This is a genomic window from Mycobacterium venezuelense (genome assembly GCF_054919535.1).
In genome coordinates this window covers 82199-98905 of sequence record NZ_JBONDW010000010.1, presented here as the reverse complement: position 1 = coordinate 98905, position 16707 = coordinate 82199, and the positions used below count along the sequence as shown (strand labels likewise).

Here is a 16707-nt window from a genome sequence, read left to right as displayed (position 1 = left end):
CGGTGGAACTCAACAACGAATTCCGGGTCGCGGTGCCCGCCGCCAAGACCTGGGAGGTGCTGACCGACGTCGAGCGCGTGGCACCGTGCCTGCCCGGCGCGACGCTGCTCAGCGTGGATGGCGACGAGTTCACCGGAGCGGTGAAGGTCAAAGTCGGCCCGATCACGGTGTCCTACAAGGGCGAAGCCGCATTCCAGGAGAAGGATGCCGCGGCCCAGCGGGTCGTCCTCAAGGCCAACGGCAAGGAGACCCGCGGCAACGGCACCGCAGCCGCGCTCGTGACCGCCCAGCTCAAGGACGAGGGCGATGCCACCACGGTGGTCGTCACCACCGACCTGGCCATCTCAGGCAAGGCCGCCCAGTTCGGTCGCGGTGTGCTGGCCGATGTCGCGGGCAGTCTCATCGACCAGTTCGCCAAGAGGCTGGAAGCCGAACTGCTCGGCGCTGCCAGTCCGTCAAGCGAAACCGGTTCGGCCCCAGAAAGTTCCGGACAAGGTCCACAAGAGGCCGCCCCGATCAACGCGATCGCGCTGGCCAAGGTGATGGCGGTGCCGATGGCCAAGCGCTTCGCTCCGGCCATCGGCGCGGTCGCAGCTGCCGGCATGCTCGGATTCGTGCTGGGCCGCGTCGGCCGCAAGGACCGCAGGCGCACCGCGCTGTCAACCGAGGACCTGCACGCCGCGTTGCTTCGGTTGGTGTCGTGAAAGCCGCCCCGTTCGCCTACCACCGCCCCGACTCGGTCACCGAGGCCGTCGGGTTGCTCGGTGAGTACGGCGACGACGCGAAGATCCTCGCGGGCGGGCAGAGCCTGGTGCCGATGCTGGCCATGCGGCTGACGCATTTCGACAATCTCATCGACATCTCGCGGATCACCGAGCTCAACGACATCGACCGGGTTGGGGACGAGGTGCGCATCGGTGCGGCCACCCCGCATGCTCTCGTCGGGATGGACGACGAGGTCGCCGATTCGGTGCCGCTGTTGAGCCTGGCCACACCGCACATCGGGCATTTTCAGATCCGGACCCGCGGCACCCTCGGCGGCGCGATCGCCCACGCCGACCCGGCTGCCGAGTACGCCGCGGTGGCGCTTGCCTTGGACGCGACCATCGAGGCCACCTCCCCGCGCGGTAAGCGCGAGATCGGGGCCGCTGAGTTCTTCACCGGCCTGTGGGAGACCTCGCTTGCTCCCGACGAGATCCTGACCGCGGTGCGGTTCCCGGCCTGGTCCGGGCGCTGCGGATTCGGTGTGCAGGAATTCGCGCGCCGCCACGGCGATTTCGCCATAGCGGGGGCCGTCGTGGGTATCCAGCTCGACGATGACAACCGCGTGAGCCGCTGTGGCATCGGCCTGTTGGGCCTCGGATCGACACCGAAACGAGCCACTCCCGCCGAAGCCGCCGTGACGGGCACCCCGATCGGGAACCTGACGGCCGAGCAGATCGGCGAACTCGCGATGTCCGAGCTCACCGACATACCAGCCGACCTGCAAGGTTCGGCGTCCTACCGCACTCGGGTCGGAGCCGCGATGGTGGCAAGGGCCTGGACACAAGCAAGCGTGGAGGCGCTCAATGCATGAACTGCCGGTGCAGGTTTCGGTCAACGGGCAGACGCATCAAGCCGTGGTCGAGCCACGGGTGACACTCGCCGATTTCCTGCGTGAACAGTGCGGCCTGACCGGTACCCACCTCGGCTGCGAACACGGCGCATGCGGCGCGTGCACGGTGCTGCTGGACGGCCAGGCGGTGCGATCCTGCCTGATCTTCGCGGTGCAGGCGGAAGGCCAGGACGTGACGACCGTTGAGGGCATCGCCGATCCGGACGGCGAGCTGTCACCGGTGCAGGCCGCGCTCAAGGAATGCCACGGCCTGCAGTGTGGCTTCTGCACACCGGGTTTCGTCACCTCGATCACCGCGCTGTTGCGGGACAACCCGTCGCCCACCGACGAGGAGATCCGCGAGGGCCTGTCGGGCAACTTCTGCCGCTGCACGGGCTACCAGGGCATCGTCAACGCGGTGCACCGCGCTGCGGGTTCGTCCGCCCCCGCCACAATGGAGGCATGAGGATCGGATTCATCGGCCTTGGCAACATGGGCGCGGCCATGGCCGCCAATCTGCTCAAGGCCGGACACGAGGTCACTGCGTACAACAGATCACCCGACAAGGTCGCCGACCTGGCCAACCAGGGTGCATTGCCGGCAGCGTCGGTGGCCGACGCGTGCCGCGGCGATGTGGTGATCACCATGCTGGCCAACGATGCCGCGGTGGAGGCCGTCACGTTCGGGGACGACGGCATCCTCGGTGCGCTGCCAGAAGGCGGTGTGCACATCTCGTCGTCGACCGTCAGCGTGGCACTGGCCGAGCGTCTCACCGAAGCTCACACGAATGCCGGGCAGCGGTTCGTCAGCGCCCCGGTGTTCGGCAGGCCCGAAGCCGCGGCCGCGGCGAAGTTGTTCGTCGTCGCGGCAGGCGCCGCAGTCGACGTCGAGACAGCGACGCCGGTTTTTGACGCGATCGGGCAGCGCACGTTCGTGCTGGGCGACGATCCCAAGACCGCGAGCCTGGTGAAGATCAGCGGTAACTTCCTGATCGCCTCGGTGATCGAATCCTTGGGCGAGGCAATGGCACTGGTCGGCAAAGCCGGCGTCGACAAGCAGGAGTACCTGGAACTGTTGACCTCGACGTTGTTCGACGCCCCGGCATATCGCACCTACGGCGGGCTGCTGGCCCGCGAGGAATTCACCCCCGCTGGCTTCGCCGCCAGGCTCGGCCTCAAAGACGTCAAGCTCGCGCTCAGTGCCGGCGAGGAACTGCAGGTGCCGATGCCGGTGGCCAGCCTGCTGCGCGACCGGTTCCTGACGCTGTTGGCCACGGGCGGCGGCGAACTCGACTGGTCGGCGGTCGGCGCGCTGAGCGCCTGGGAAGCCGGTGGCGCAAGCCCGGCGCAATAACTCGACACCTGACCTACTCGGACGGCACGACCCCGCGTAGCCCGTCGGCGCCGAAGAGCGGTTCGAGCATGCCGGAGATGTCGGGGCCACGGCGCAGCCCGTGACCGCCGTCGACGTTGATGGCCTGGCCGGTGATCCATCCCGAGGCATCGCTCAGCAGGAACACCGCCAGGTTCGCGATGTCTTCGACCTCGCCGAACCGGGGTAGCGGCGTGCAGGCCTTGTAGTCGTCGGTCACGGCGGGCACATCCATGATGGGGCCGACCATCTCGGTACGGGTCAGACCGGGCCGGATGCTGTTGACCCGCACCCATGAGGGGCCGAGTTCGTCTGCGGCCAGCATCAACAGGTGATCGAGCGCGGCCTTGCTCACGCCGTATGCCCCGAACCAGCGGTGGATGTTGCTCGACGCGATCGAGGAGATACCGACGAACGACCCACCGCCGCCGCGCACCATCTCCCGGCCCGCGTGCTTGAGCAGGTACATGGTGCCGTTGACGTTGAGATCGACCGTGCGCCGCCACAACTCGGAGTCGATCTGGGTGATGGGCCCGATGGTCTCCGATCCGCCTGCGCTGTGCACGACACCGTGCAGCCGGCCGTGCCAGGCAGTCGCGGCGTCGACCGCGCGGCTGACCTCGTCCTCGTCGGTCACGTCGGCGGGTTCGTAGCGCACCTCGCCCGGCCCCTGCGCGCCGAGTTCGTCGGCGGCGGCGCTGAGCTTGTCGGCGTTGCGGCCGATGAGCATCGCGTTGCCGCCTGACGCGACGATCGCGGCGGCGGCGCCCTTGCCGATACCGCTACCGCCACCGGTTACCAGATACGTATGATCCGCCAAGGACAGCTGCACTGCTGTGACCCCTTACCCGAAACTGAAACAGGTTCTTGTTACGTCAAGGTGTATCACGGCGCGCGGGCTTGGGGGCACCCAATGTGCGCCAATCCGGAACATCCGGCGGCAGGCCCACCGGGAACCGGTTCTCGTTGGCCGCTGCCCAGTGCGCATGCCCCAGCTCGTGGATGTGGAACGCGTGCCGCAACGCCTCGGTGAAGCCCATCGCGTCGCTGGCCGCGTTCACCGAATCTTTGATCAGCAGTGCAGCCATGGTCGGCCGTTCGGCGATGCGGCGCGCGAATTCCAGTGTCTTGTCCTCCAGTTCATCGCGCGGGAAGATCTTCGACACCATCCCGAGCCGGTGCGCCTCATCGGCGTCGATCGAATCCCCGGTCAACAGAAGCTCTTTGGCCTTGCGCGGCCCGAATTCCCACGGGTGGGCGTAGTACTCGACGCCGGGCATGCCCATCCGCACGCCGACCACATCGCTGAACTTGGCGTTGTCGGCGGCCACGATGAGGTCGCAGGCCCAGATGAGCATCAGGCCTGCCGAGATCGCATTGCCCTGCACCTGGGCGATGGTGATCTTGCGGAGATCACGCCAGCGTCTGGTGTTCTCGAAGTAGAAATGCCATTCCTGGAGATAGGTCCGCTCGGCGACACCCGCGGCGGTCGCACCGTGCGAACGGAAGGTCGGGTGCTGGTCCGGCCCGGGCTGCCGCTCGGCGAGCGCCTCCTCCGAGCCCAGATCGTGCCCGGCCGAGAAGTTCTTGCCGCGCGCGGCGAGGATCACCACCCTGACCTGATCGTCGGCCTCGGCCCGGCCGAACGCTTCGTCCAGTTGCACCAGCAGCGTTCGCGATTGCGCGTTCTGCGCGGCCGGGCGGTTGAGCCAGATCCGTGCGATACGCCCGTCATCGAGAGTCTCGTAGGCGACCTGGCTGGACGCGTCGTCGGAACTGACCATGTCGAAACCACCTCGCTGCGGACCGGCACTTAACAAACTGCACCTTACGTGTATCGCCGCCAGCGGCTCACACCGGGATCACAGCAACCTTACAGTGGTCTCACAGCGGACGCCGAGGCACGCGCCAACAGCGAGATCGCGCGGCGCATTCTCGTTGTGGCGCGTAGGATATCGTCACCAGACGACTCCGAGGACAACACTCGACCGGCCATCGGAAGGCGTTCGGGCAGCAAACTGGTCGGACACTCAGAAAAGGGCATGACGAATGACCATCTCCAAGCTTTCGGCACGGCGGTTGATCGTTGCGGGCGGCCTCGCCGCCGCGATCGCCGCGGCTCCGGCGATCACGGCATTCACGATTCCGGCGACCGCGCTCGCCGCGTGCCCCAGCGGCGAGACCGAAGACACCTTCACGGGTGTGTGCGTGCCCGACCTCGTCCCCAACTCCCCCGAGTTCACGTCCGCTCCGGGACAGCTTCCGCAGATCGACGGCATCCCGTGCACGGGCGCCAACTCCGGTCAGTGCATCGGCCTGGCCGAGGAGCAGCAGGCGCAGGGACCGCAGCCCGTTCCGCAGTCGACGGTGGGTAGCAGCCCCACCGCCACCGGCCACATCGGCTGACCCCGGCAATCACAGGGAGTTAGCAGACCCCATACAGCAGCACCCCAGCAGTCCTAGACTGTTGGGGTGATGTCACGTCTGCTGTTCGGCGCGGGATTCGCAGCCACCATATTCGGTGTAGCGGCGCTTTCCTTGCTGCCCGGCATAACGCCGACCTCATCGGCGACGTGCGTACCCGGTGAAGAAGCCGACGTCTTCACAACCGTGTGCACCCCTTTTATGGTGCCTAATTCACCCTCGCCGTTCACCTCGATACCGGGTAATCCGGATATCCCGGCCATCGACGGCATACCGTGCACCGGCCGCAATGCCGGACAGTGCATCGGCCTGGCCGAGGAAGCCGAGGCCGCTGGACCGCAACCGATTCCGCGGTCGACGATCAGCGCGAGTCCTTAGTTTCCCAGGCAACTAGTAGAACTAATGCAGATTCTTCTCAGGTTCCATAGAATCCTCCCCGACGAAACAGTCGAATAACTACAGAAAGCGTGACGATGGCGACCTTCCCGTACTCCATGCGACGACTGATCCTTGCCGGCGGATTCGTGGTTGCAGCGGCCGCCGCTCCGGCGATCACCGTCTTCGCCGTTCCGATGTCGTCCGCTCCCGCGGTCGCATGCCCCGCGGGCGAGGAAGAAGACCTCTACACCGGCGTGTGCGTCCCGCACACGGTGCCGAACTCGGGCGGCGCGTTCAGCCCCATCCCCGGTAACCCCAGCCTTCCCGCGGTGAACCTGCCCGGTGGCGGCGGCTCCATCCCGTGCACGGGTGCGAACTCCGGCCAGTGCATCGGCCTGGCCGAGGAGGCCCAGGCAGCAGGCCCCCAAGCCGTGCCGGAGTCGACCGTCGGCAGCAGCCCGACAGTTCACGGTTCGATCGGCTGATCAAGCTGTAGGCGACCGGGGTTTCCCGGTCGCCTACAGTTGTTCTATGCCTGCAAAATCTGATCCCGCCGATATCGACGATGTTGAACCGTTAGCCGACAGCACTGCCAGCCAGGCCAGACGAGTCGTGGCGACGTATGCGGTCGACGCCGACGAATGCCGGATGTTCCTCTCGATGCTCGGCATTGGACCGTCGAAAATCGAGGCCTAGATGTCTCCGGAGGACGGCAGCAATTCCGTCTCCGGAGATTCCGACTTTGTCGTGGTGGCCAATCGGCTGCCGATCGACATGGAGCGGTTGCCGGACGGCACCACGCAGTTCAAACGGAGCCCGGGCGGTCTGGTGACCGCCCTGGAGCCATTGCTGCGCAAACGCAGCGGTGCGTGGATCGGTTGGGCCGGTATCCCCGACAGCGACGAAGAGCCGATCGACGATGACGGCCTTCGGCTGTATCCGGTATCGCTGTCGGCCGAGGATGTCGCGACCTACTACGAGGGCTTTTCCAACGCCACCCTGTGGCCGCTCTATCACGACCTGATCGTCAAGCCCGAATACCACCGCGAGTGGTGGGACAGCTACGTCGACGTGAACCGCAGGTTCGCCGAGGCTACCGCGCGGGCCGCGGCCCATGGCGCGACCGTGTGGATCCAGGATTACCAGTTGCAGCTGGTGCCGAAGATGCTGCGCATGCTGCGCCCCGACGTCACCATCGGCTTCTTCCTGCACATCCCGTTCCCGCCCGTCGAACTGTTCATGCAGATGCCGTGGCGCACCGAAATCGTCGAGGGCCTGCTCGGAGCCGACCTGGTCGGCTTCCATCTGCCCGGCGGGGCACAGAACTTCCTGGTGCTCTCGCGGCGCCTGGTCGGGGCCAATGCCTCGCGGGCCTCGGTCGGCGTGCGCTCACGCTTCGGCGAGGTCCATGTCGGTTTCCGGACCGTCAAGGTCGGAGCCTTCCCGATCTCGATCGACTCGGCCGAACTCGACAGCAAGGCCCGCAACCGCAGCATCCGGCAGCGGGCGCGCCAGATCCGCGCCGAGCTCGGCAATCCCCGCAAGATCCTGCTCGGGGTCGACCGGCTCGATTACACGAAGGGCATCGACGTCCGACTGCGGGCCTACTCCGAACTGCTCGAGGAGCGCCGCGTCAAACGCGACGACACCGTTCTGGTACAGCTGGCGACACCCAGCCGTGAACGCGTCGAGAGCTACATCGCGATGCGCGAGGACATCGAGCGTCAGGTCGGCCACATCAACGGCGAGTACGGCGAGGTCGGCCATCCGCTCGTGCACTACATTCACCGGCCGGTGCCGCGGGATGAGCTCATCGCGTTCTTCGTGGCCGCTGACGTCATGCTCGTCACCCCGTTGCGAGACGGTATGAATCTCGTGGCCAAGGAGTACGTGGCCTGCCGCAGCGATCTCGGCGGTGCCCTCGTGCTCAGCGAATTCACCGGTGCGGCAGCCGAATTGCGTCAGGCGTATCTCGCCAACCCGCACGACCTTGAGGGCGTCAAGGACGCCATCGAGGCGGCGCTGACGCAGATCCCGGAGGAAGGCAAGCGCCGCATGCGCGCGCTGCGCCGGCAGGTGCTCGCCCACGATGTCGACCGGTGGGCCCGGTCGTTCCTGGAAGCGCTCGCGTCGACTAAATCGGATTGATCGCGTCGATCAGCCATTTGCCGTCGACCTTGCGGTACTCGACGCGCAGTCGGCTGCCGTCGTAGAGCGGCTGTCGGGACTGGTCGGTGACCGTGCGGTTCATATACACGAGCACCGAACCCGACTCGCGCTGCGCGGCCATGACACCGACGCCGACGACGTTGATCTGCACGACGAGCTGGCGCTTGCGGGCCTCGGGGATCACCGTCTTGGTGGCATCTTCCTCGAACTTCTGCCGGAAGTCCGGGGTCAGCAGCGGATACGTCTCGATGAGACTGCGCTCGACGGTCTGGTAGTCGTAGCCGAACATCCTGGGGATCTGGTCGGCCGCCAGCGGTGCCAACTCGGCCCGGGTGGCTTCCTGCCCGTGCTGTTGCACGCGGTTCCAGTACAGCACTCCCCCGGCACCCGACAGCGCGACGAATGCCACCGCCAACAGGCCGATCAGGAGCCCGGCGACTTTCGACCGCATCAGTTGCCCCCGTCCGGGTACTTGAGGTCGTACCCGGTCATATGGCCGTTGTCGTCCTCGTGCACGATGACGCGCAGCCGGTAGGGACGCGTCGGCGAGTTGACGCCGTCCAGGTCGGTGACCGTCACCCACACCGACACCAGCACCGAGGCGTTGTTTGCGATGTCGTCGACCTTCTCCAGCGCGGCCCCGTTGACGACGGCTTCGGAGCTCGCGTTGGTATCGCGGAACAGCGCCTTGAGGTTGTCGACGTTGTTGCCCTGGCTCATCATGTCCCGCAGCGGGCCGCTGGTTCCGTCGACGAACCGGTTGACGCTCTCATCGATGGTTTCCTGCGTGTAGCTGAACATGTTCACCACGGTCTGCTTGGCCGTGTCCACGAAGCGTTCGTCGCGGGCCTGCGCGGCGTCGACCGCACGCTGCTGGTCGACCATCACATACGTCAGGACGCCCATACCCACCGTCGCGATCGCAAGTACCGCGGCCGCGACGATCGCGACCAGCCTGCCGTTGGGCCGACGCCGTGGCGGCGCCTTGATGGGCTTGGCCACCCGCACCTTGGTCACGGGCGGCTCGACGCGCACATCCGTGGTCGTAGCCGCCGGTGTGTCACCGGCAGCCGGACCGGCCGCGCGCGACGCGCGGCGGCGCACCGGCCTCGAAGTTTCTAAGGCCGTGTCTTCACTCATCAAGCCTGCCTTGGATCCAGCATCAGGTCTACCCAGGTCTCCGCGGGGGCCAGATTGTCGGCTCCGGGCGCGTACACACCGGTGCCGCCGTCGCCGGCCGCGAAAACCCCACTGTGCTGATCGTAGGTGCCGATACCTTGCGGGCTGGCCAGTGGTGCCTCGGCGGGCAGCGGACCGTCCCCTGGGGGAGGCGGAGCCGGGACTCCGGCCGGCGGCGGCACGGCCGGCGGAACACCCGCGGGTGGCGGAGGCGTGCGACCGTACGGCGGCACGATCTGGTCCGGCGGCGCGTAGTACGGCCACGGTGGTGCCGGCGGGTTGTTGTTCGGCGGCACCGGCAGCGGGAACGGCGCGTGCGGCGCAGGCCCCGGCCCGGGCTGCACACCCGGCGGCAGCTGCACAACCGGCGGGCCCGGATCCGGATCCACCTGCGGCGGGATCATCGGGAACTTGTTGGGCGGCAGAATGTTCCGGCCATCCTCGATAGGCGTCCCGTACGGCACCGGCGGTCCGCGCCACGGGTTGCTGCCGATCGGCACGAAACCGTTGGGGTCGCGGCACAGCTGGATAGTCGGCGCGCGCTTACCGGGAAATTCCATGCACGGGTAGTTACGTGCACCGCGCACCACCGCCGGATCGTTCTGCGCGGTCTTGCAGTACAGGTCGGGTGGAAGTTCGCGCAGCGTCTCGTCGGCAGGCGAGCGGATCTCGGTCGCGGGGATGAACCCGACCGAACACGGCGGCGGATCACCGAGGTCGATCTTGAAGTCCAGCTTGCCGCCCTCGTCGGTGGGAACGCCGCCAGCCACGGTGTTGAGCGCCGACATCAACGCCGGGAAAATCACCAGCGCCTGCTCCAGCGACTTGCTGTAGATCACGCCGATGCGCCCGAAGTTGGCCAGGTTGGCCGCCAGGATCGGGAAGGACGGCCTGATTCCACTGAACGCGGTGTTGGCCTCGGCCGTCGCACCGGGCACGGTCTTGAGCGTCGTGCGCAGTTGCGGATCGGCGTTGGAGACCTCGCCGGTGAACCGGGCCAGCCCCTCGGCAAGGGACCTGATGTCGTCGCCGCCGCGAATCTGGGCATCGAGGAACGGCCCGGCCTGGTCGATGAGCTTCGTGGTCTGCTCGTAGTTGGCGTTTGCCTCGTCCACCAGCAGCCGCGACGATTCGATGAGCCGCGCGAGTTCGGGCCCGGATCCGTTGAAAGCCTTGAACGTTTCGCGCAGCAGATCCTGCAGACGACTGTCGCCGATGCTGCTGACCAGGTTGTCGGCCTCCTGCAGAAGCCCCGCGATGTCCTGGCCCACGCGGGTGTTCTGCTGGTCGATCGTGGCACCATTGCGCAGTTTGTCGGTCGACGGATCGTCCGGCGGGATCAGGTCGATGTATTGCTCGCCGACGGCCGAGACGCTCTTGACGGTGGCGGTGACGTTCTGGGGAATCGCCGTGCTGCTGTCCAGCCGCATCTTGGCGACGACGCCGTCGGGTGCCAGCCCCACCGATTCCACCCGCCCGACCGTCACGCCGCGATAGGTCACGTTGGCGTTCTGGTAGATACCGCCGCCCGCAACGAAGTTGGCGTTGACGTTGTAGGTGCCGATGCCCACGGCGGCGGGCAGGTGCAGGTAGAAGATCGAGATCGCACCCACAGTCAGGACCGTGACGATCCCGAAGATCATCAACTGCATCCGAGTCAGCCGGTCGATCATTACGGCGTCCCCTCGTGCTGCGTGGCGGTTCCCGGCGGGATCTTGAACGGGTCGGCGGCCTGCCCCGACAGGTTCGCCATCGCCCCGGTCACGAAGTCCGGCGGGTTGATCACCTCGTTGAGGTGCTTCATGTTCGGGTCGAATCCGGAGGTCGTGAATATCGACTCGCCGAACCGTCGCAACGTCAGGTCGAACGTCACGAACACGTTCAGGTAGTCGCCGCGGACGGCCTGGCGCAGGTATTTGTAGTGGAACGGGAACGTCGGCAGGAACTCCAGGTCCTTGATGAAGTCGTCAACGTTGTCGTTGAACGCCTTGATGACCGGATAGAGGTCCTTGAGGTCTGCCGCGAAATCGTCCTTGGTCTGCGACAGGATGCGCGAGCCCACCTCGGCGAAGCTGCGCAGGGCGGTGAACGCCTCGACGATGTTGGTGCGGTTGTCGTTGAGCACCTTCAGCGCGGCGGGCAACGTGTCGAGCGTACGGCCCAGATTGTCCTTGCTGCGGGCCAATATCGACGCGAACCTGTTGAGACCGTCGGCGGCGGCGATGATGTCGTTGGTTTGGCGGTCCAGTGACGACGTCAATTCGGCCAGGCGCGGAATCAGGTCGGTGAAGCTGCCTGCCCGCCCGGCTACCGCGGCGTACGCCTCATCGGTGATGTCCTGCAGGGCACCGAGATTGCCCTTGTTTACCACCATCCCGAGTGAAGACAGCACTTCCTCGGTAGTCGGATAGCGGCCGGCCTCGGCCAGCGCGATGTCGGAGCCCTGGCGCAGCTTCTCGTCCTCGGCCGGCTCGTCGACCGGCGCTGACAATTCGACGTGCTGGGAACCGAGCAGCGAGGTCTGCGCCACGCGCGCCGTCGCGTTGGCGGGCAGCTTGACGTTGCCGTCGAGCGACAACTCGACGGCCGCATAGAACGTCCCGTCCGGACGCTGCACCGCGTCGACGCCGGACACGCTCCCGACCGTGACGTCGTCGACCATCACGGGCGAGTTCTGCGGCAGCGTCGCCACATCCGGCAATTGCACCGTGACGGTGTAGGAGCCAGGACCGTGCCCCGCGGTGCCGGGCATGTTGAGCGAATTGAGGCCGCCGAACTGACATCCGGCCAGCAGCATTGCGCCGCTACCGAACGCCACGGTCCGGCAGGTGAGCCGTGATGCTTTGCTTCCCAACGCTTTACCTCTTGTGATCGGTGAGGTCATCCGCCGGCTCCTGCCTGCGCGGGCAGCGGCGCGGCCGGATCGGGGGCGGGGCCGGGGGCCGGCGCCTCGGGTCCGCCCATGTGCGAACTCGACGGCGGCGGAGCAGCAGGCGCACCCGGCGCCGCGGCGGCCGGATCGGGCGGCAGGATCAGGGAGCTCAGCGACGCGTCCGGCGGGATCTGCGGCGGCGTCACGCCGGGAGCGTTCTGCCACTGCAGGTACGGCAACGGCGTCTCCGACTTGGCCTCGGTCGCCGGGGTGTCGTAGATGATCTGGCCCTTGTAGGCCGTGATGCTGTTGATCGGGTGGAACAGCAACGGCGGGTAGTTCATCGTGATGCGCTTGAGCACCGGCCCCATGCGCTGCCTGCAGATCTCGGCGCGCTTGTAGTTGTCCGGGTTGGCGCCGGTGTCGAACGTGCCGCCGCAGATGAACTGCACCGGGTTCGCGAAGTTGGGCAGTGACAGCAGACCACCGACGGTGCCCTGGGCCGGGTTGTAGATGTTGTAGAAGTTCGCCAGGCCGTTGGGGGTGATGTGCAGGATCTGCTCGATGTCGTCACTGTGATCGGTGAGGATCTGCGTGAAGTCGGCGAGCTTACCCACCTGCCCGATGAGCGCGTCGTTGCTCTCGTCGAGGAACCCACGGACATCGCTGAGCGCCTGGTTGAGCGTGGCCAGGGTCGAGTCCAGCCCACTGGAGCTGTCGGCTAGCACCTGCGACACCGACGCCACATGGTTGGTGAACTGCACGATCTGCTCATTGCTGTTGGACAGCGCGTCGACCAGAACCTGCAGATTCCTGATCGTGCCGAACAGGTCCGTGCGCGAATCACCAAGGCGCCCAGCGGTTTGGGACAGTTCGCGCAGTGCGTTGCGGAAGGAGTCGCCGTTGCCGTCGAACGTGTCCGCGGCCTGGTTGACGAACTGCGCCAGCGGGCCCTGAACCGAGCCCTGCTGCGGCCCGAGCTGGGTGCTGAGCTGGGTCAGCTGCTCCTTGACCTCGTCCCATTCGACGGGAACGCCCGTGCGGTCCAGGCCGATCGACGCGCCCTCGGCCATGACGTCACCCTCGGTGTAGGCCGGGGTCAGCTGAATGAACCTGGCCGACACCAGGTTCGGCGCGATGATGAGGGCCTTGGCGTCGGCGGGCACCTTGACGCCGTCGTCGATGGTCATGGTGATCTTGACGTCGGACGGCCGCGGTTCGATCGAGTCGATCCTGCCCACCGGCACGCCGACCACGCGGACCTCGTCGCCCGGGTAGAGCCCCACCGCGTTGGTGAAGTACGCGGTCAGCTTGTGGCCGACCCGCGACGGCCACACCTGGAACACCCCGACCGCCAGGGTCACCAGCAGCAGAGCTGCCAGTCCGATACGAAGCCAGCGACCGCGGCTGGAAACCGAATTGTCTTGGGTCATGGCGATTTCGGCCTAATGATCGTCCGCTCGGAGATGTACCCGCGCAGCATGTCGGCGAGGCTGTCCGGCAGTTTGCCCGGCTGGAAGTAGGTGTCGAGGAGCACCTCGGAGATGGCCGCAGGCGGCAGACCGTACAGGTTGATCTGGAAGCCGGGCCCCGAGCCGACGACCTCACCGAGTGCGGTCGCGTACGGCGGCAGCCGCTTGAGCGCCTCGCCGATGTGTTCCCGACGTTCCAGCAGGTTGTCCATCACCAGGTTCAGCTTCTCCAAGGCCGGCTTGAACTCGCGACGGTTGTCGGCGACGAAGCCCGAAAGCTGTTTGGACACATCGTCGATACCGGCGATCAGGTTGCTCAGCGCCTGCCTGCGCTCGTCGAGAGCCGCGAACAGCATGTTGCCGTCGGTGACGAGCTGGTTGACCTGCCCGGCGCGCTGTGCCAGCAGATCCGACACCCGCTTGGCATGCATCAGCAGCTGTTCGAGCGCCTCGTCGCGCTTGTTGATGCTGCGCGACAGGTTCGCGACGCCGTCGAGCGCGCCCCGCAACTGTGGGGTGGCATCGCGCAGCGTGTCGGTCAGGGTCTGCAGGGCCTGCTCGAACTTCGGCTTGTCGAGATCGCTGACGTTCTGTCCGAGATCCTGCAGAGCCGTGTTGAGGGTGTAGGGAGTCGTGGTGCGCCCCAACGGGATGACGGTCTGGGAGCCCGAGCCCTTCGGGGTGACGGCGAGAGACTTCTCGCCGAGCACGGTGTCGGTCTTGATGGCGACCAGCGACTGGTCGCCGACCTTGATGTTGCGGTCGACGGTGAAACTGACCTTGGCCGCATCGCCGGCCAAGGCCACGCCGGTCACCTTGCCGACCGTGATGCCCGAGACGTTCACGTCGTTGCCGGGGTTGATGCCGCCCGCGTCACTGAAGTACGCCTCATACGGCTTGCCCTGCGGGAAGAACGGCAGCCCGGTGTATCCGAACGACACCAGCACCAGGCACGCCACCACGAAGATGCCGAGGATCCCGGTGCGCAAGGGATTCGACTCGCGTGAGTTAGCCATCGTTCGGTGCACACCTCCCCTTGGACGGGTCCGGCGGGCCGCCGAACGGAATCAGGATGTCGCTGCCCGCCGGTCCGTTGACCTTCATCCGGATCGAGCAGTAGTAGATGTTGAAGAACGAGCCGTACGCGCCGAGTGCGTTGAGCCGCAGGTAGTTCTCCGCAAGCGGTTCGATGACCTTGTTGATGTCGCCTTTACGCTCGTCCATCCGCTGCGCGAGCGGCCTGGCGTTCTCGATGACACCTTGGATCGGGCGGCGGGAGGCCTCCAGCATCGCAGTGAGATCGTTCTCAGCCGACGCGAGCGGCGCGATGGCACCGGCGATGGGATCGCGCCCCTCCGCCAATCCGGTGATGAGCTTCTGCAATTCGTCGACGCTTGCGTCGAACTGGGCACCCTTCTCGTCGACGGTGCCGAGCACGGTGTTGAGGTTGGTGATCACGTCGCCGATCAGCTGATCGCGCGCGGCCAGGTTCTGCGTGAACGCGCTCGTGCTCGTCAGCAGATTCGACAACGCGCCGCCCTGCCCCTGCAGCAGTTCGATCACGGCGTTGGAGACCTCGTTGACCTTGTTGCCGTCGAGGCCTTTGAGGACGGGCCGCAAACCGCCGAGCAGCGCATCAAGATCCAGTGCGGGTTGGGTGTTCTGCAGCGCGATCGTGCCGCCCGGTGGCAGCTTGCGCAGCTCACCGGGTCCGGACGTGATCTCGAGATACCGGTCGCCGACCAGGTTTTCGTAGCGCACCACGGCGCGGCTGGAGGTGTAGAGCTGATAGCGCTTGTTGACGTCGAACTCGATGTCAACGGTGTTGTCCGGATTCAGCTTCACCGCATTGACCGTGCCGACCGGCACCCCGGCGATGCGGACGTCCTGGCCGGCTTTCAGCCGCGACGCCTCGCTGAACGTGGCGTGATAGCCGCTGCCCGCGGCGAAGCGGAACTCGCCGAACACCACGACCAGCATCGCCGCCACCAACAGCATGGCGATGGTGAAGACACTGACCTTGAGCATGGTCCGATCGCGATGCACTAGAAGTCATCCCTTTCCGCGAACGCGCCGTTGAACAGGAACTGCAACGTCGCGGGTGCGTCGAACTGCAATTCGGTGTTCGGCTGGAACGGAACGTATGCGTTGTCGGTGACCAGGAAGGGAGCGTGATACCAGCTGCCGCCGAACTGCTTGGACGGAATGTCCGGCAGGCCACGGCAGTTCGGCCCACCGGAGGCGTTCACGAGGGGCAGGCTTTCCGGGTAGGTATAGGCAGGCGCGCCGGGCAGGAAGTTTGATGCCACGAACAGACCGGGCCGGATACCGCCGATGATGGGCGCGAACCGGTCGACACCGACCGACACGCCCTTCAGGATGCAGCCGAACTCGGGCGAATAGTCGCCGGCGACCTTCAGTGGGGCGCGCAACCGCTGGATCGCGGCGATGTAGTCGTCGGCAGCCGGTTCCAGCGTCGCGGTGCCGTTGTTCGCCAGCCCGGTCGCGGCCAGCAGCGTGGCGTTGAGGTTGGCCTGCTCGTCGACGATCGTCCGGTTCAAGGCGGGCACGTTGTCGATCACGCGCGCGATGTCGGGTCCGGCGTCGCCGTAGATGTTGGCCACCACCGCGGTCTTGGCGAGGTCGTCCTGCAGTGTCGGCAATTTCGGATTGAGTTGCTGCAGGTAGTAATTCAGCCCGCTCATGGCCGCACCGAGGTCGTCGCCATTGCCGCGCAAGCCTTCACCGAGCGCGGTGAACGTCGCGTTGAGGCTGACCGGGTCGATCTTGTTCAGCACATCCGACAGCGTCTGGAAGAGGGTGTTAACCTCCAGCTGGACGTCTTTGGCCGCGACGTTGGTGCCGGGGCGCAGCGAGGTTTCCTTCGGCTCGTCGGGCGGCAGGAACTCGACCGACTTGGCGCCGAAGACCGTGTTACCCGCGATCCGCACCGTGGCGTTGGACGGGATGTAGCGCAGCTCGTTGCGGTTCATCGACAGCGTCAGCTTGGCCTCGTTGCCGGCGTATTCGATGTCGGAGACCTTGCCCACCTGGATGCCGCGGTACTTGACCTTGGCGTCGCGGTCCATCACCAGACCGGCGCGCTGCGAGGTCACGGTCACGGTGTCGGTAGGCGTGAACGCCGCGGTATAGGACAGGTAGGTGAAGACCACCGCGGCCAGCACGATGGCGGCCAAGATCGCGGCGGCGATCCTGACATGGCTACGTTTCGCGCTTCCGTTCGACAT

The 16707-nt window shown here is 66.3% G+C and carries 19 protein-coding genes; 9 read left to right on the top strand and 10 right to left on the bottom strand.

Features of this window, described 5'->3' with window-relative positions; genetic code table 11:
• Positions 1 to 2 precede the first annotated feature (2 nt).
• The 4 genes from ACRCUN_RS18060 to ACRCUN_RS18045 are packed head-to-tail and all read left to right on the top strand — an operon-like array spanning position 3 to position 2947.
• Positions 3 to 704, top strand: a complete 702-nt coding sequence (locus tag ACRCUN_RS18060) for an SRPBCC family protein (RefSeq protein ID WP_462142999.1) — start codon at positions 3 to 5, stop codon at positions 702 to 704.
• Positions 701 to 1576 carry an FAD binding domain-containing protein gene (locus ACRCUN_RS18055; RefSeq protein WP_462142998.1) on the top strand — a complete coding sequence of 292 codons (876 nt, stop codon included), beginning with the start codon at positions 701 to 703 and terminating at the stop codon, positions 1574 to 1576. The genes ACRCUN_RS18060 and ACRCUN_RS18055 overlap by 4 nt, the downstream gene beginning before the upstream one ends.
• Positions 1569 to 2060 carry a (2Fe-2S)-binding protein gene (locus ACRCUN_RS18050; protein ID WP_462142997.1) on the top strand — a complete coding sequence of 164 codons (492 nt, stop codon included), beginning with the start codon at positions 1569 to 1571 and terminating at the stop codon, positions 2058 to 2060. Before ACRCUN_RS18055 ends, ACRCUN_RS18050 begins: the two co-directional genes overlap by 8 nt.
• Positions 2057 to 2947: an NAD(P)-dependent oxidoreductase gene (locus ACRCUN_RS18045; protein ID WP_462142996.1), complete on the top strand. Its 891-nt coding sequence runs from the start codon at positions 2057 to 2059 to the stop codon at positions 2945 to 2947. Before ACRCUN_RS18050 ends, ACRCUN_RS18045 begins: the two co-directional genes overlap by 4 nt.
• A gap of 13 nt (positions 2948 to 2960) precedes the next feature.
• Here the strand turns inward: ACRCUN_RS18045 and ACRCUN_RS18040 are convergent, their stop codons facing one another.
• Together ACRCUN_RS18040 and ACRCUN_RS18035 are read right to left on the bottom strand one after the other, a co-directional pair.
• Positions 2961 to 3797, bottom strand: a complete 837-nt coding sequence (locus ACRCUN_RS18040) for an SDR family oxidoreductase (RefSeq protein ID WP_462142995.1) — start codon at positions 3795 to 3797, stop codon at positions 2961 to 2963.
• A gap of 43 nt (positions 3798 to 3840) precedes the next feature.
• On the bottom strand, positions 3841 to 4749 hold the full coding sequence (locus ACRCUN_RS18035) for an enoyl-CoA hydratase (RefSeq protein ID WP_462142994.1): 909 nt from the start codon (positions 4747 to 4749) through the stop codon (positions 3841 to 3843).
• 265 nt (positions 4750 to 5014) lie between these two features.
• Here ACRCUN_RS18035 and ACRCUN_RS18030 point away from each other — a divergent pair, with 265 nt between their 5' ends.
• From ACRCUN_RS18030 to ACRCUN_RS18010, 5 genes are all read left to right on the top strand, one after another.
• A complete protein-coding gene (locus ACRCUN_RS18030; RefSeq protein WP_462142993.1) occupies positions 5015 to 5371 on the top strand; it encodes an intersectin-EH binding protein Ibp1 in 357 nt (118 codons plus the stop codon).
• A 69-nt stretch (positions 5372 to 5440) separates the two neighbouring features.
• The gene (locus tag ACRCUN_RS18025) at positions 5441 to 5767 is read left to right on the top strand and encodes a hypothetical protein (protein ID WP_462143141.1); all 327 of its coding nucleotides are present in this window, start codon (positions 5441 to 5443) and stop codon (positions 5765 to 5767) included.
• Positions 5768 to 5862: 95 nt separating this feature from the next.
• Positions 5863 to 6252, top strand: coding sequence for an intersectin-EH binding protein Ibp1 (locus ACRCUN_RS18020; RefSeq protein WP_462143140.1), 390 nt, complete (start codon positions 5863 to 5865; stop codon positions 6250 to 6252).
• A 46-nt stretch (positions 6253 to 6298) separates the two neighbouring features.
• Complete coding sequence (locus ACRCUN_RS18015) at positions 6299 to 6463, top strand: hypothetical protein (RefSeq protein ID WP_462142992.1); 165 nt, start codon at positions 6299 to 6301, stop codon at positions 6461 to 6463.
• On the top strand, positions 6464 to 7915 hold the full coding sequence (locus ACRCUN_RS18010; RefSeq protein ID WP_462142991.1) for an alpha,alpha-trehalose-phosphate synthase (UDP-forming): 1452 nt from the start codon (positions 6464 to 6466) through the stop codon (positions 7913 to 7915). It abuts the gene before it with no gap.
• Here the strand turns inward: ACRCUN_RS18010 and ACRCUN_RS18005 are convergent.
• The 8 genes from ACRCUN_RS18005 to ACRCUN_RS17970 form a co-directional block, all read right to left on the bottom strand.
• A complete protein-coding gene (locus ACRCUN_RS18005) occupies positions 7902 to 8387 on the bottom strand; it encodes a mammalian cell entry protein (RefSeq protein WP_462142990.1) in 486 nt (161 codons plus the stop codon). The two genes, ACRCUN_RS18010 and ACRCUN_RS18005, sit on opposite strands and share 14 nt — an antisense overlap.
• Positions 8387 to 9076: an Rv1363c family protein gene (locus tag ACRCUN_RS18000; protein ID WP_462142989.1), complete on the bottom strand. Its 690-nt coding sequence runs from the start codon at positions 9074 to 9076 to the stop codon at positions 8387 to 8389. The genes ACRCUN_RS18005 and ACRCUN_RS18000 overlap by 1 nt, the downstream gene beginning before the upstream one ends.
• Positions 9076 to 10788 (bottom strand): virulence factor Mce family protein, encoded by a 1713-nt coding sequence (locus ACRCUN_RS17995; protein WP_462142988.1) that lies wholly within the window; start codon positions 10786 to 10788, stop codon positions 9076 to 9078. The genes ACRCUN_RS18000 and ACRCUN_RS17995 overlap by 1 nt, the downstream gene beginning before the upstream one ends.
• Entirely contained in the window at positions 10788 to 11912 is a 1125-nt protein-coding gene (locus ACRCUN_RS17990) for an MCE family protein (RefSeq protein WP_462143139.1), read from the bottom strand. The genes ACRCUN_RS17995 and ACRCUN_RS17990 overlap by 1 nt, the downstream gene beginning before the upstream one ends.
• Before the next feature lie 83 nt (positions 11913 to 11995).
• Positions 11996 to 13420: an MCE family protein gene (locus tag ACRCUN_RS17985; RefSeq protein ID WP_462142987.1), complete on the bottom strand. Its 1425-nt coding sequence runs from the start codon at positions 13418 to 13420 to the stop codon at positions 11996 to 11998.
• Positions 13417 to 14475: a virulence factor Mce family protein gene (locus ACRCUN_RS17980; protein WP_462142986.1), complete on the bottom strand. Its 1059-nt coding sequence runs from the start codon at positions 14473 to 14475 to the stop codon at positions 13417 to 13419. The genes ACRCUN_RS17985 and ACRCUN_RS17980 overlap by 4 nt, the downstream gene beginning before the upstream one ends.
• Positions 14468 to 15505: an MCE family protein gene (locus ACRCUN_RS17975; RefSeq protein ID WP_462142985.1), complete on the bottom strand. Its 1038-nt coding sequence runs from the start codon at positions 15503 to 15505 to the stop codon at positions 14468 to 14470. Before ACRCUN_RS17975 ends, ACRCUN_RS17980 begins: the two co-directional genes overlap by 8 nt.
• On the bottom strand, positions 15505 to 16707 hold the full coding sequence (locus ACRCUN_RS17970) for an MCE family protein (protein ID WP_462142984.1): 1203 nt from the start codon (positions 16705 to 16707) through the stop codon (positions 15505 to 15507). The genes ACRCUN_RS17975 and ACRCUN_RS17970 overlap by 1 nt, the downstream gene beginning before the upstream one ends.